The 12,145-nt window shown below is 33.2% G+C and carries 15 protein-coding genes; all 15 read right to left on the bottom strand.

What is annotated here, in order from left to right; genetic code table 11:
• Positions 1-51: 51 nt before the first annotated feature.
• The 15 genes from JOD07_RS11435 to lepB (JOD07_RS11365) all read right to left on the bottom strand — a co-directional run bounded on the left by JOD07_RS11435 (position 52) and on the right by lepB (JOD07_RS11365) (position 12,138).
• The gene (locus JOD07_RS11435) at positions 52-1,095 is read right to left on the bottom strand and encodes an NAD(P)H-dependent glycerol-3-phosphate dehydrogenase (RefSeq protein WP_204614051.1); all 1,044 of its coding nucleotides are present in this window, start codon (positions 1,093-1,095) and stop codon (positions 52-54) included.
• On the bottom strand, positions 1,095-1,715 hold the full coding sequence (plsY, locus tag JOD07_RS11430; RefSeq protein WP_204614050.1) for a glycerol-3-phosphate 1-O-acyltransferase PlsY: 621 nt from the start codon (positions 1,713-1,715) through the stop codon (positions 1,095-1,097). The genes JOD07_RS11435 and plsY overlap by 1 nt, the downstream gene beginning before the upstream one ends.
• A gap of 4 nt (positions 1,716-1,719) precedes the next feature.
• A complete protein-coding gene (gene der, locus JOD07_RS11425) occupies positions 1,720-3,045 on the bottom strand; it encodes a ribosome biogenesis GTPase Der (protein WP_204614047.1) in 1,326 nt (441 codons plus the stop codon).
• Complete coding sequence (locus tag JOD07_RS11420) at positions 3,038-4,375, bottom strand: DUF512 domain-containing protein (RefSeq protein WP_204614045.1); 1,338 nt, start codon at positions 4,373-4,375, stop codon at positions 3,038-3,040. The genes der and JOD07_RS11420 overlap by 8 nt, the downstream gene beginning before the upstream one ends.
• 93 nt (positions 4,376-4,468) lie before the next feature.
• Positions 4,469-5,296, bottom strand: coding sequence for a peptidoglycan editing factor PgeF (pgeF, locus tag JOD07_RS11415; RefSeq protein ID WP_158739071.1), 828 nt, complete (start codon positions 5,294-5,296; stop codon positions 4,469-4,471).
• Positions 5,297-5,316: 20 nt separating this feature from the next.
• Complete coding sequence (locus JOD07_RS11410; RefSeq protein WP_158739072.1) at positions 5,317-5,679, bottom strand: YraN family protein; 363 nt, start codon at positions 5,677-5,679, stop codon at positions 5,317-5,319.
• Entirely contained in the window at positions 5,672-5,950 is a 279-nt protein-coding gene (locus tag JOD07_RS11405; protein WP_158739073.1) for an EscU/YscU/HrcU family type III secretion system export apparatus switch protein, read from the bottom strand. The genes JOD07_RS11410 and JOD07_RS11405 overlap by 8 nt, the downstream gene beginning before the upstream one ends.
• Before the next feature lie 3 nt (positions 5,951-5,953).
• Complete coding sequence (locus JOD07_RS11400; protein ID WP_204614043.1) at positions 5,954-7,570, bottom strand: flagellar hook-length control protein FliK; 1,617 nt, start codon at positions 7,568-7,570, stop codon at positions 5,954-5,956.
• 107 nt (positions 7,571-7,677) lie between these two features.
• Entirely contained in the window at positions 7,678-8,118 is a 441-nt protein-coding gene (hsp18, locus tag JOD07_RS11395) for a heat shock protein Hsp18 (protein ID WP_204614041.1), read from the bottom strand.
• A gap of 106 nt (positions 8,119-8,224) precedes the next feature.
• Positions 8,225-8,713 carry a prolyl-tRNA synthetase associated domain-containing protein gene (locus JOD07_RS11390; RefSeq protein WP_204614039.1) on the bottom strand — a complete coding sequence of 163 codons (489 nt, stop codon included), beginning with the start codon at positions 8,711-8,713 and terminating at the stop codon, positions 8,225-8,227.
• A gap of 27 nt (positions 8,714-8,740) precedes the next feature.
• Complete coding sequence (locus JOD07_RS11385; RefSeq protein ID WP_204614037.1) at positions 8,741-9,517, bottom strand: ribonuclease HII; 777 nt, start codon at positions 9,515-9,517, stop codon at positions 8,741-8,743.
• A 42-nt stretch (positions 9,518-9,559) separates the two neighbouring features.
• Positions 9,560-10,420: a ribosome biogenesis GTPase YlqF gene (ylqF, locus tag JOD07_RS11380; protein ID WP_204614036.1), complete on the bottom strand. Its 861-nt coding sequence runs from the start codon at positions 10,418-10,420 to the stop codon at positions 9,560-9,562.
• Positions 10,421-10,449: 29 nt separating this feature from the next.
• Positions 10,450-10,986, bottom strand: a complete 537-nt coding sequence (gene lepB, locus JOD07_RS11375) for a signal peptidase I (RefSeq protein WP_158739079.1) — start codon at positions 10,984-10,986, stop codon at positions 10,450-10,452.
• Positions 10,987-11,005: 19 nt separating this feature from the next.
• Positions 11,006-11,554: a signal peptidase I gene (gene lepB / locus JOD07_RS11370; RefSeq protein ID WP_158739080.1), complete on the bottom strand. Its 549-nt coding sequence runs from the start codon at positions 11,552-11,554 to the stop codon at positions 11,006-11,008.
• Between the two features lie 26 nt (positions 11,555-11,580).
• Positions 11,581-12,138, bottom strand: a complete 558-nt coding sequence (gene lepB / locus JOD07_RS11365) for a signal peptidase I (RefSeq protein ID WP_158739081.1) — start codon at positions 12,136-12,138, stop codon at positions 11,581-11,583.
• Positions 12,139-12,145: the final 7 nt, after the last annotated feature.

The raw sequence follows: 12,145 nt of genomic DNA, 5'->3' as shown, positions 1-12,145 counted from the left end.
CATAGGAAATCATTAAGGATTTTCTATGTAATAAAAAAAGATGAGTAACGATTACTCATCTTTCCATGATACAGAATGGGTCCAGTGAATATCTTCTTTTTGATGTTCCGATCTTTTATCCCTCAGCATTAAATCAACAACAGCTTCTTTAGGAGATTTGCCTTCAAAAAGTACTTCAATGATTTGCCTTATGATGGGCATTTCCACATTATATTTTTTTGATAAAGCATAGGCTGCTTTTGCACTATGTACTCCTTCTACTACCATTTGCACTTCCTTTAGAGCTTCTTTAAGGGATTTACCTTGTCCAATTAATATTCCGGCACGACGATTGCGGCTGTGCATACTTGTACATGTTACAATTAAATCTCCGATACCTGACAAACCGTTAAAAGTTTGGATATCTCCTCCCATTGCCACACCCAGTCTTGTAATTTCAACCATTCCTCTTGTCATAAGGGCAGCTTTGGTATTGTCTCCAAAGCCTAAGCCGTCAACAATTCCTGCTGCCAAAGCAATAACATTTTTTAAGGCACCGCCCAATTCCACTCCAATCAAATCGGGATTAGTATAAACTCTGAATTTTGGCGTCATAAACACATCCTGAACCAGTTCAGCAACTTTTTTCGATTTGGAAGAAATAACACAAGCTGTTGGAATATCTCTTGCAACTTCTTCAGCATGACTGGGACCTGATAAAACAGCTACAGCACACTGTGGCACAACTTCCGAAATAACTTGGGACATTGTAAGTAGTGTATCATTTTCTAACCCTTTGGAAGCGTTAACTATGATCTGGTCTTCTTTTAAATATGGCGAGAATTTCTCCATATTACTTCGGATAAACTTGGAAGGGATGGTTATAACTATGATCTTCTTATCCAAAAGCGCTTCTTCATAATCAGAAGTTAAATGAATGTTATTTGGAATCAGTACTCCAGGAAGATAAGATAAGTTTTCCCTGGACTTCTCAAGCATTATTCTTTCTTCTTCCTGATAGCACCATAGGGTAACATTATGTCCGTTCTTACTTAGTAATATTGCAAGGGCTGTTCCCCAACTTCCAGCTCCCATAACTGCAACGTTTTGTGTCATTATTGCTTCTCCTCCAATTTCTTATTTGAACGCTGTCCTAATTTAGATTCTTTTCCTGAAAGCAGCCGTTCAATATTCGTTCGATGCCTGAATAAGGCAGAACCCATTAATAATAGAGCTAAAATCATTAATTCATAATTCGATCTCCAAAATATTGAAAATAAAACAGGAATGGAAATGGCCATAAGAATAGAGCCAAGGGATACAAACCGGGTGATCAAAATAACAATTGCCATTATAGCGGCACAGATGATACCGATTTTAAAGTCAAAAGCTAATAATATCCCGATAGTGGTCGCAATACCTTTTCCACCTTTAAATTTCAAAAAAACTGGCCAGTTATGCCCGGCTACCGCAGCACAGCCGGCATATAAACCGGCAGAAAGATTTTCCGGAAAAATCATTTTACATATAAGAACTGCTAAAATCCCTTTTAGTAGATCCCCTGCAAAAGTAATTATTCCAGATTTCCAGCCCATAACCCTTATTACATTGGTTGTTCCGGCATTGCCGCTTCCGAATTGCCGTATATCGATTTTTCTCACTGTTTTCCCCAGGATATAAGCAGTCTGAAAACAACCTATAAAGTAACCAATGAGTATGCATAAAAGCCTAGACATTTCATTACTCCTTTCCTTGCTTTTCTCTAACCATGAAACGCAAAGGAGTTCCTTTAAATCCAAAAGCTTCTCTTAATTGATTTTCTATATATCGTTCATAAGAGAAATGCATCAGTTCTTTATCGTTTACAAATAGTACGAAGGTAGGCGGTTTTACACTTACCTGAGTCATATAATAGATTTTCAGGCGTTTCCCTTTATCTGTGGGAGGCTGATTCATTGCCATTGCTTCGTATAAAACATCATTTAATAGGCCCGTACTAATACGAAGCGAATGATTTTGAGAAACTAATTTAATCATTTCAAATAATTTATGAACTCTTTGTCCTGTTAATGCAGAAATAAATAATTTTGGGGCATACGGCATATAACTAAGTTTAAAATCAATTTCTTTCAAATATTTATTCATAGTCTTATCGTCTTTTTCGATTTTGTCCCATTTGTTAACGACTACAATACAAGCTTTTCCTTTCTCATGAGCAATTCCTGCAATTTTAGTATCTTGTTCAGTAATACCTTCTTCTGCATCAATCATTAAAACGGCAACATCCGCTCGCTCTATAGCAGCAACAGTTCTTACAATACTATATTTCTCTATCTCTTCTTTAATTTTATTTTTTCTTCTAACACCTGCTGTATCTATAAATACGAAATGATCTTCCCCAATGGTCACAGGCGTATCGATGGCATCTCTTGTAGTCCCTGGTATATCACTTACGATAACCCGTTCTTCACCTAATATTTTATTAATTAATGAAGATTTCCCTACATTGGGTTTTCCTATAATTGCAACTTTAATAGCATCATCATCTTCTTCTGATATTTTTTGCTCTGGGAAATGTTCGATCACTTTATCTAACATATCTCCCAATCCCAAAGGCTGCGCTGCTGATATTGGAATAGGATCCCCCAGTCCTAAATTATAAAACTCATATACATCCAAATTATCTTTTATCATATTGTCCACTTTATTTACGGCCAATACCACAGGCTTATGAGATTTTCTAAGCATATTTGCAACCTCATGATCTGAATCCGTAAGCCCTTGTTTCACATCCACCAGAAAAATTACTACATCTGCTGTTTCAATTGCAATTTCTGCTTGTTTTCTCATCTGACTTAAAATGATATCATCGGAGTTTGGCTCTATTCCTCCTGTATCGATCAATGTAAAGGAATGATTGAGCCATTCCACATCAGCATATATTCTGTCCCTCGTAACTCCAGGAGTGTCTTCAACAATAGCTATTCTTTCCCCTGCTAAACGATTAAATAAAGTTGATTTTCCTACATTTGGTCGTCCTACAATAGCAACGATAGGTTTACTCATTAGAATTCTCCTTTATATTTAGTATTGCTTTAATAAATTCTTTACCAGAATTTTCTACAATAGTGATTGGAATATTCAATTCTTTTTCCAAATCTTCTACATACATATCATCCAACAATATTGTATCGTTGTCACGAAAAGCATTTTGAGGAAGCAATAAACGACTTCCTAATTCTTTATGCTTTAATTGACCGAGTAGATCTTGACCAGTCATAAGACCTGAAACGGTTATTTTTTCACCAAAAAAATAATTTGTAATCGGATAGATACGCACTGAAAGATTTGGATATTTTTGATTTAAACGATCTACCAGCTCACAAATAAAGGGATAGGTAATCACTCCAGTGGCAATTGAAACATCAATATACTCATCCAACACTTCTGGAAGTGTTTTATAATATTCATCAAATTCATGTTTCATTAAAGCCACCATACCTACTCCATTTTCAATCTGTGGAAAATCTTCATATTTCTCAAACTCCGGAATTTCTACTTCTCCTGTTAAATAGAATTCATCGGCAGCATAAATAAATGAATTATTATATTTCTTCTTGAAATAATCCTGCCATTTATGAATAATTTTAATCACTGCTCTGGCATCTTCTTTTTCAAAAGGTATGAGCGGATACAGTTCATGGCGAAATTTTGAGATGCCAACCGGAACTACGGATGTGCTTTTAATTCCAGGCAAAAACTGCCCTAAATCCTTTATGGTTTTTTCAAGAATTTCCCCATCATTTAATCCCTTACATAAAACGATTTGACAGTTTACTTCTATTCCTGCATCAACGATTCTTTTAATTCTTTCCAGGATGTCTCCTGCAAATCGATTGTTGAGCATCTTTTTTCTTACTTCCGGGTCTGTAGCATGAACTGAGATATTCATAGGAGACAAACGGTAGAACAAAAGTCTTTCAAAGTCTTTATCACTCATATTGGTTAAAGTAATATAATTACCATATAGGAAAGACATTCGCCAATCATCATCTTTAAAGTAAACCGTTTTTCTCATATGCGGTGGAAGTTGATCAATAAAGCAAAAAACACATTTGTTTCTGCATGGTTTTAAGTCATCCATTAATTCATTTTCAAAAACCAGTCCTAAATCTTCATCAATTTCTTTTTCAATTTCAAATTCCCATTCCTCTTGAGAATTCTTTCTAACCAACAGTGTTATAAATTCATCGGATAGAAGATATCGATAATCAAAAACATCTTCAATTGACTGATCATTTATGGCAAGAAGTATATCTCCTTCTTCTATTCCCAGTTCTTCAGCAATACTTCCAGAAAGTACTTTAGTGATTTTATGTTCTTTATATTTTTTCAATCCAGCACAACTCCTGCAAAATTAATATTCTAGTATAACCTTATTATATCCAAAATGATGAATTTATCAATTCAATTTGTATGATTTTGGCGGTTACTTTAATTCAATAATGGCAGCCAAACTTCCTCTTTTACCATTGTGGCCTCTGTGGGAAAAGAAAATATCTTTATTACATTGCGTACATAAATCAGTCACAGTAATATGATCAGGCGAAATACCACTGTCTACTAATATTTTCTTATTCGCTTCCCACAAGTCAATAATATATTTATTATTATCTTTGGGATAAATGATATTGTCTGCATTAGAAAATACTGTTTCAAATTCCCGAGCCACTGGTTCATCAACTTCGAAACAGCATTTTCCTATGGAAGGTCCAATACCTATTAATAGATCTTCAGGATTAGAATGAAAGTTGTTCCGAAAAATTTCTACCATTTCCAATCCTATTTTATTGACCGTTCCTCTCCAACCTGCATGGGCAAGTCCTGCAACTTTTTTAACAGGATCCAAGAAGAAGAGCGGAACACAATCTGCATATAAAGTGACTAAAGGTAATTTGGGTACATTCGTTATTAATCCATCTATTCCTTCACTATTATTTTTCGAATTTATGTATTCTCCCTTTTCTTTTGAAATAACTTTTATGTTAATACCATGGACTTGGTTTGAAAACACTAAATCCTCAGAGTTGATTCCAAGAGCACTGCATAGGATTTTATAATTTCTTTTAACATTTTCATCATCGTCCCCTCTCCCAAACCCTAAGTTCAACGATTCGTATATCCCTTTACTAACACCGCCCAATTTAGTGCTAAAGCAGTGATTTACAAGATTGGTCTGATCGAAAGAGGGAAAAGTAATATAGATTAAATCAGATTTTTGATGAATGGATAGGTTTTTTGTACGATTAAAATCCATTAGAATTCCCTTTCTTTGTTTTAATTTGCATAAAAAGCATTTTTAATAAGTGTCATTTTAAGATTCGAATTACTTCCTAATATCTCAAGGACATCAAAACGACAGGGTCGATTCCATAAATTATACTTTTTTATATACCATAATGCAACTTTAGAAATGGTCTTTTGCTTATAATAATTTACGGCTTCTCTGGGATAGCCATGGGAAAGATCTTTCCTATATTTTACTTCTACAAATACTAAATATTCATCTTCTTCTGCAATGATATCCACTTCTCCTATTCTGCATCTAAAGTTTTTTTCCCGGATTTTTAAGCCTTGTTTTTGCAAAAAATCCACGCCTATCTCTTCGCCCCAGCTTCCAATATTCCTTTTATTAATCATCCTTCATCTTCTCCTGCAGAGCATCCAGGTTTCCAACAAAAACAAGAATTTCTGCCACTACTTCATACAATTCAGGTGGAATAAAATCTCCGATATCCAGTTGAGTCAGGATATTAGCCAGCTCAGGATTTTCATATACTGGTACATCTTCTTCTAAAGCTTTGCTGATGAGGTTTTCTGCGATAATCCCTTTCCCTTTGGCTAAAACTTTGGGAGCCGAACTTCCTTTTTCATAATGAATAGCTGCCGCTTTTTTGATTTCCTTTTTCATACATTACACCCTCATATCAAAAGAATATCTTTTTGGTTCTTCTTTTATAGAAGTAATATCATTTCCCGGAGATTTAATTATATTAAAACGCTCTTTTAATGAATGAAAACTTATTGATTTTAAATTATAACCTTTATTGAGCAAAGCATTCGTTAATTTTTGGCTATACTTTTGAAAAATCCCTTTATAATTTTCATTTTCTAATCTAAATTGACAATATACATCTTTTCCATTCTTTTGAACAAATGCTTCCATATACCCAAGCTTTGCCAAATCTAAAGCAATAAGTGCCGATATGGACTGGGCATCATTTTTCTTATTTTTCTTTTTACGAAAAACGTATAAATCTGCCTGAGCATTGTGACGATCCATTTTGATGGGTATTTGAATATACGATTGAAATTTGCTGAGCTGGTTCATAAAATCCAAATGATCTTTAATTTGCTGGGAAGTTTCTGCAATTTCTTTACCCTGGGCTGAGTCCATCTTATGCGCTGTATTGTCTAGAGAAAGAACGTATTTATAAAGTTTATTATATACTTCTTTCAGCTTTTCTTGATTTCTTAAATCCTCCAGAGGAATGTGAATATCATTTCTTATTATATGTAAAAAGGTCTTAACTTTATCAGAAAGAATTTTTTCTAACCCTTCTTTTGCTTTTTCACTTATTTCATTTTCATCATTGGCATTCATCCATAATTCAAATGTAGTTTTCAAATAATTAGAAATCTCTTCGTCATTAGAAAGTATGGCCTTTAATTCAGGATTTAAATCTTGGCTGAAATGAAACGTATCATTTTCTTTTTGAAATATATCTTTTAGTAAAAATTCAGGTTTGTTCTTAAGTTCATTTAACACTTCAATTTCTTTTGCTAACTTTGATAAATCCCGGCTCGCATGATTGACTTTCTCCCCAGAGTCAGAATTTGCAAGTGATTCTGCAGAATCAGGGATATCCTTTGCCTGGGCTAATGATTTTATCAATTCAACCTTATTAAAAACATCTTTCATATTTTCTATTCTGTCTAAAAGCTGTCCAACCTGTTCTTCTAAGTTTATGCTATGTTCAATATAGCCATTTAATTGAAAAATGTTTTTCTCATCAATTTCGATTTCATTATTGAGAAAGAACACAATTTCTTCCAATGAAATATTAGGATGGTTTTTAATTTGGTGAAAAACATTTTGGAGGCTACTGCTGTCAATGGGAAGTTGATTGTCTAATAGAGTTTCAACCAACTTTACATTTTCTGGAGTTGTCATAAGTTTTGCTGCATTTAAAGCATCTAAAACAACATTTAATTTTGGATCTTCGTTTTGGTTTTTAAGTATTTCAATTAAAATTTGATCATTTGCATTGGACTGAACTTTAAAGAGGAGCATTTGCCCTATTTTCATTTCAAGCAGTTGATTTTGCAGTTTTGCTTCAATGGAAAAATGATCATTTAGTTTCAGCAAGATTTTCCCATGCTGAATATCTATAATTTGCGCTTTAAAAATTTCACCTTCGGACAATTTATAAAATGGTTTTTCCACAGATGAAACATTCTTTGCTTGTTGTATAGATAAATCCTTAAACGGGGTTACTTTCATAACCATCACCTCAAAATAATAATACATTGCTATAAATGCATTCTATCATAAAAGTGATGCATAATAAATTACTAAATCGATTAAAAAATTGTGTATAAAAAAGCTCCCCTGAATTTAAGGAGAGCTTAACATGTTTAATGAATATCTATTTTTTTTCGGTTGTTCTTTCCTTTATTTAATTTTGGCAAAACAACTTTTAGTACACCATCTCTAAAAGATGCATCAATTTTGGCTTCATCTACATTATCTATATAAAAAGTTCTTTTGAACTCACCATAATGTCTTTCTCTTCTAACATAGTTTTCATTTTTATCTTCAATTGATTCGTCTCTTTTAGCACTAATGGTTAAATAGTTATTATTAAAGTCTATATCTATGTCTTCCTTCTTAATTCCAGGTAAGTCAGCTTCGATTTGGTAATGATCATCGGTTTCTTTTAAGTCTACAGAGAAATTTCCATGCATGTAATTCATTGCTGGAAAGAAATCATCCTCAAAAAAGCTCTTAAAGAAAGGTGAGAAAAAGTCATCTTTTCTGCCCACATGATTTCTTCTGAATGGCATCATTTCAAACATTTTATCTCCTCCTTAATAAAGGCATTATTAGCACTCATCTTTATTGAGTGCTAATAATATTGTATAAAACTCATCATATTTTGTCAAGGGTCTTATAAAGGGGAAATTAGATTTTAACAAAATGTATTTTGTTTTCACAATTTTTAAGATATTTGTAAAAATCATCATAAGATATGACAACTGTTGCAGCATTGGTGTTGGGGTGAAAGCAGAGGGAATCAAGGCCAACGAGATCTTGATCAATAACAATTTCTACATGATGATCAAGATCATGAATTAGTCCAAAAGGACTCACTGAACCTGGCTTCAGTTTAAGATATTTATACAACCTTTCATCAGATGCAAAACTTAAACGTGTAGAAGGAATTTCCCGTGCTAATCTTTTTAAATCAACACTTTTTGAACCACTTACGACGACCAGATAATGTTGATCTCCTTTACTATTTCTTAAAAAAAGATTTTTGCAATACTCTCCTTCAATATTGATATCTAATTTACTGATGTCTTCCATAGTAAATACCAGTTCATGTTCATATTTTTTATACTGGATTTCAAGTTCTTCTAATAATTTATAAACAGTTAAAGCTTCTTCCATTTTCGCTCTCCCTTTTAAATACATAAGCTATTGTAAGAAGTTTTGAGTAAAACTTCTTCTATGAATAGGGCATAATCCTCTTTGTTGAATTGCTTTTATATGATTTTCTGTGCCATATCCCTTATGTTTAGTAAAATCATATTCAGGATAAAGTTCATGGTAAGCGTCCATAATTCTGTCTCTCGTTACTTTTGCTATAATGCTGGCTGCAGCAATGGATATGCTTTTGCCATCTCCACCGACTATATTTTGCTGGGGAATTGGAACATCTGGAAGAGTATTATTTCCATCTATTATAAGCATGTCAGGAACTATCTCCAATTTCTCCAGTGCGATTTTCATAGCTTTAAATGTGGCTTGCAGGATATTCAGTTCATCGATCGTTTGAGGATCAACAATGCCAATACCTATAGATATGGCTTCTTGATGTATGATATCAAATAGTTCTTCTCTTTTAGACGGAGTCAATTTTTTAGAATCATTTATGCCTAAAATACAACAATCTTTAGGCAATATCACAGCCGCAGCAACTACTGGACCTGCTAAAGGGCCTCTTCCCACTTCATCAATACCTGCAACTGCTTCATATCCTTTAGAGTGCCAATTGTTTTCATATGTATTAAGTTTTTTTATTCTATTCAGTTCAATAACATAGGCATCATATTTTTTTTGATATCTTTTTATTAAGTTTTGCACGCCTTGTCTTGAATCTGACTTAAATTTTTCTAAAATGTTAGGAAGTTCCTCGTAAGAAACTTCCTTTAATATGTTTTCTATAGATTTAACGGATGATTTTGGATCCATAGTATTCTCCTCATTTAATCCTCTGTTTTATTCAAGAAATCATTAACCCTCAATATCTTCCGGAGATTCAAGAGTAATATTCCCTAATTTCCCTGCTCTTAATTCATCCAAGATTACCAGTGAAGTGCGGGAATAATCCACTTCTCCTCCGGAGATTAAAAAACCTCTTTTTTGACCTATTTCTGTCAATAACTCCATTGGCGTTTTGGATTCAATATCTGTAAGTTTATATCTGGTTACTAAAGCATCAGGAAATTTAGCTGATAAAAGTTTCAAAAGCTCTAACGATAATGTATGGGTGTCCAATATCTCTTGCTTTATAGCACCTGTAAAAGCTAACTTCATTCCAACATTCATATCTTCAAATTTAGGCCAAAGAATTCCGGGAGTATCCAATAGTTCAAAATCTTTTTTAATTTTAATCCATTGCTTCCCTTTTGTGACTCCAGGTCTGTCTCCAGTTTTGGCACTGGATTTACCAGCCAATTTATTGATAAATGTTGATTTGCCAACATTGGGTATCCCAACAACCATTGCTCTTATAGGTCTAAAAATCCGACCTCTTTGCTTATCTCTTTCTATTTTCTCTTTTAAAAGCTCTCTGGCAGTTCTGTCTACTTCAGAAATCCCTTTTCCAGTGATTGAATTCACTGTAATGACTCCATAACCTTTTTCTTCAAACCATGAAATCCATCGAGAATTAGTATAGGGATCTGCTAAATCGCTTTTATTCATTACCAGGATTCTTGGCTTATTTCGTGATAATTCTTCAATATCCGGATTTTTACTGCTGAATGGTATTCTTGCATCTACCAGTTCAATAACAATATCAACTAGTTTTAAGTTTTCTATGATCAATCGTCGCGTTTTTGTCATATGACCAGGGTACCACTGTATGTTCATTTGCAATCACCGTCTTTAGTTATAGTAAATTATTTAAGAAATCCAAAAGATTTAAGAGGCCAAATTCTAAGACCTGCTTTGGCAAAGATTTTATCTTTGCTGATCGGCCCAATATACCTGCTGTCTTGGCTGACATTTCTATTATCTCCCATTACGAAATAACAGTTTTCAGGTATTTTAAACGGATACTCCAACACTCCTTTTATATTTGTATTCATAGGTTCATTTAAATAATCTTCCTCTAAAACTTTTCCATCGATATATACTTTCCCATCTCTTAAATCGATTTCTTCCCCGGGCAATCCGATTACTCTCTTAATAAGATCTATATCTTCGTGGAACACAACAATATCGCCTCTTTTTGGTTCCGTAAAACGATAAGTTAATTTATTTACAATGATGTGGTCATTAATTTGGATTGTTGGAATCATGGAACCAGAAGGAATAATTGTATGGGCTAAAACAAACTGGCGAATGAAAAGGGCTATGATTATTGCAATCAGGATATCCTTCCCCCAACTGAGTGCTTCTTGTGCGATATTGAAAGAATCGTTATTTTGCCCCATTTGATCAACTCCTAATTCTTTATTTTATTAAACCAATCATATTAAAAGGCCAAATTCTTAGAACTGCTTTTCCGCTAATATAAGATAGGGGAATTAAACCGACTTCCGTATACCTACTGTCAAAACTAACATTTCGATTATCGCCCATAACAAAATAACTGTCTTTAGGTATTACAATAGGAAAATGCATATTTCCAATTTTTATTGTGTCCATTGGCTCAAGAATATAATTTTCTTCTAACACTTGATCGTTTAAATATACTTTTCCATCTCGTATATCTATTTTATCTCCTTCAATTGCTATTATTCTTTTTATAAAATGTTGAGAAGGGTTTTGAGAATACTTAAATGCTATAATGTCGCCTCGTTTAGGCTGCTGAAATCTATAAATGAATTTATTAACAATAATTGCATTGCCGTCTTGTAACGTTGGTTCCATAGAATCTCCGATGACTTGTGTATTTTGATAAATAAAAGTGGTAATGAATAGTGTAACCCCTAGGGCAATCAAGATATCTTTTAACCATTCAAAAATTTCTTTTAATAATTTTCTGTTTGCTGCATTCATACTTCCCATCCACTATTCAAAAAAATTTATTTTACAAATCCAATTTCATTTAATGGCCAAATTCTTATAACTGCATGACCTATAATTTTTGATTTTTCAATAGTTCCCACATCTTGGTATCTACTGTCGGAACTGTTATTTCTGTTATCACCCATAACGAAATATGTATTTTCAGGAACTACAAAAGGAAAGGCTATATCTCCTCTTGGCTCCATTGTTTCTAAAATGTAATCTTCTTCTAATGGTTCACCATCAATATATACCGTATTGTCTCTGATATCAATTGTTTCTCCTGGTAAACCGATGATTCTTTTTATATAATGTTTTGAAGGATCTCCTTTATAGGGAAAAACTATGATTTCTCCTCTTTCAGGATTCGTAAAACGATATTCGAATTTATTGACAATTAATGCATTGTTTTCATGCAAAGTTGGTTCCATTGATGGTCCTATGACTTTAGTATTTTCAAAAATAAAAGCTCTGATAAATAAAAAAAAGATTATTACAATTATAACTTCTTTTATTGTCTCAATAATCTCAGACTTTACAGATGATTCTTTTGAATTATTTTGGTTTTCTTCCATAGTTCAC

The sequence above is a fragment of the Defluviitalea raffinosedens genome, assembly GCF_016908775.1.
Classification (GTDB): domain Bacteria; phylum Bacillota; class Clostridia; order Lachnospirales; family Defluviitaleaceae; genus Defluviitalea; species Defluviitalea raffinosedens.
This window is presented reverse-complemented; position numbering and strand designations above follow the sequence as displayed.

Bases quoted from the DNA above. Each gene is read 5' to 3' on its own strand.
- JOD07_RS11435 (WP_204614051.1), bottom strand. From the start codon at position 1,095: ATGACACAAAACGTTGCAGTTATGGGAGCTGGAAGTTGGGGAACAGCC.
- plsY (WP_204614050.1), bottom strand. From the start codon at position 1,715: ATGTCTAGGCTTTTATGCATACTCATTGGTTACTTTATAGGTTGTTTT.
- der (WP_204614047.1), bottom strand. From the start codon at position 3,045: ATGAGTAAACCTATCGTTGCTATTGTAGGACGACCAAATGTAGGAAAA.
- pgeF (WP_158739071.1), bottom strand. From the start codon at position 5,296: ATGGATTTTAATCGTACAAAAAACCTATCCATTCATCAAAAATCTGAT.
- JOD07_RS11410 (WP_158739072.1), bottom strand. From the start codon at position 5,679: ATGATTAATAAAAGGAATATTGGAAGCTGGGGCGAAGAGATAGGCGTG.
- JOD07_RS11405 (WP_158739073.1), bottom strand. From the start codon at position 5,950: ATGAAAAAGGAAATCAAAAAAGCGGCAGCTATTCATTATGAAAAAGGA.
- JOD07_RS11400 (WP_204614043.1), bottom strand. From the start codon at position 7,570: ATGTATTATTATTTTGAGGTGATGGTTATGAAAGTAACCCCGTTTAAG.
- hsp18 (WP_204614041.1), bottom strand. From the start codon at position 8,118: ATGTTTGAAATGATGCCATTCAGAAGAAATCATGTGGGCAGAAAAGAT.
- JOD07_RS11390 (WP_204614039.1), bottom strand. From the start codon at position 8,713: ATGGAAGAAGCTTTAACTGTTTATAAATTATTAGAAGAACTTGAAATC.
- JOD07_RS11385 (WP_204614037.1), bottom strand. From the start codon at position 9,517: ATGGATCCAAAATCATCCGTTAAATCTATAGAAAACATATTAAAGGAA.
- ylqF (WP_204614036.1), bottom strand. From the start codon at position 10,420: ATGAACATACAGTGGTACCCTGGTCATATGACAAAAACGCGACGATTG.
- lepB (WP_158739079.1), bottom strand. From the start codon at position 10,986: ATGGGGCAAAATAACGATTCTTTCAATATCGCACAAGAAGCACTCAGT.
- lepB (WP_158739080.1), bottom strand. From the start codon at position 11,554: ATGAATGCAGCAAACAGAAAATTATTAAAAGAAATTTTTGAATGGTTA.
- lepB (WP_158739081.1), bottom strand. From the start codon at position 12,138: ATGGAAGAAAACCAAAATAATTCAAAAGAATCATCTGTAAAGTCTGAG.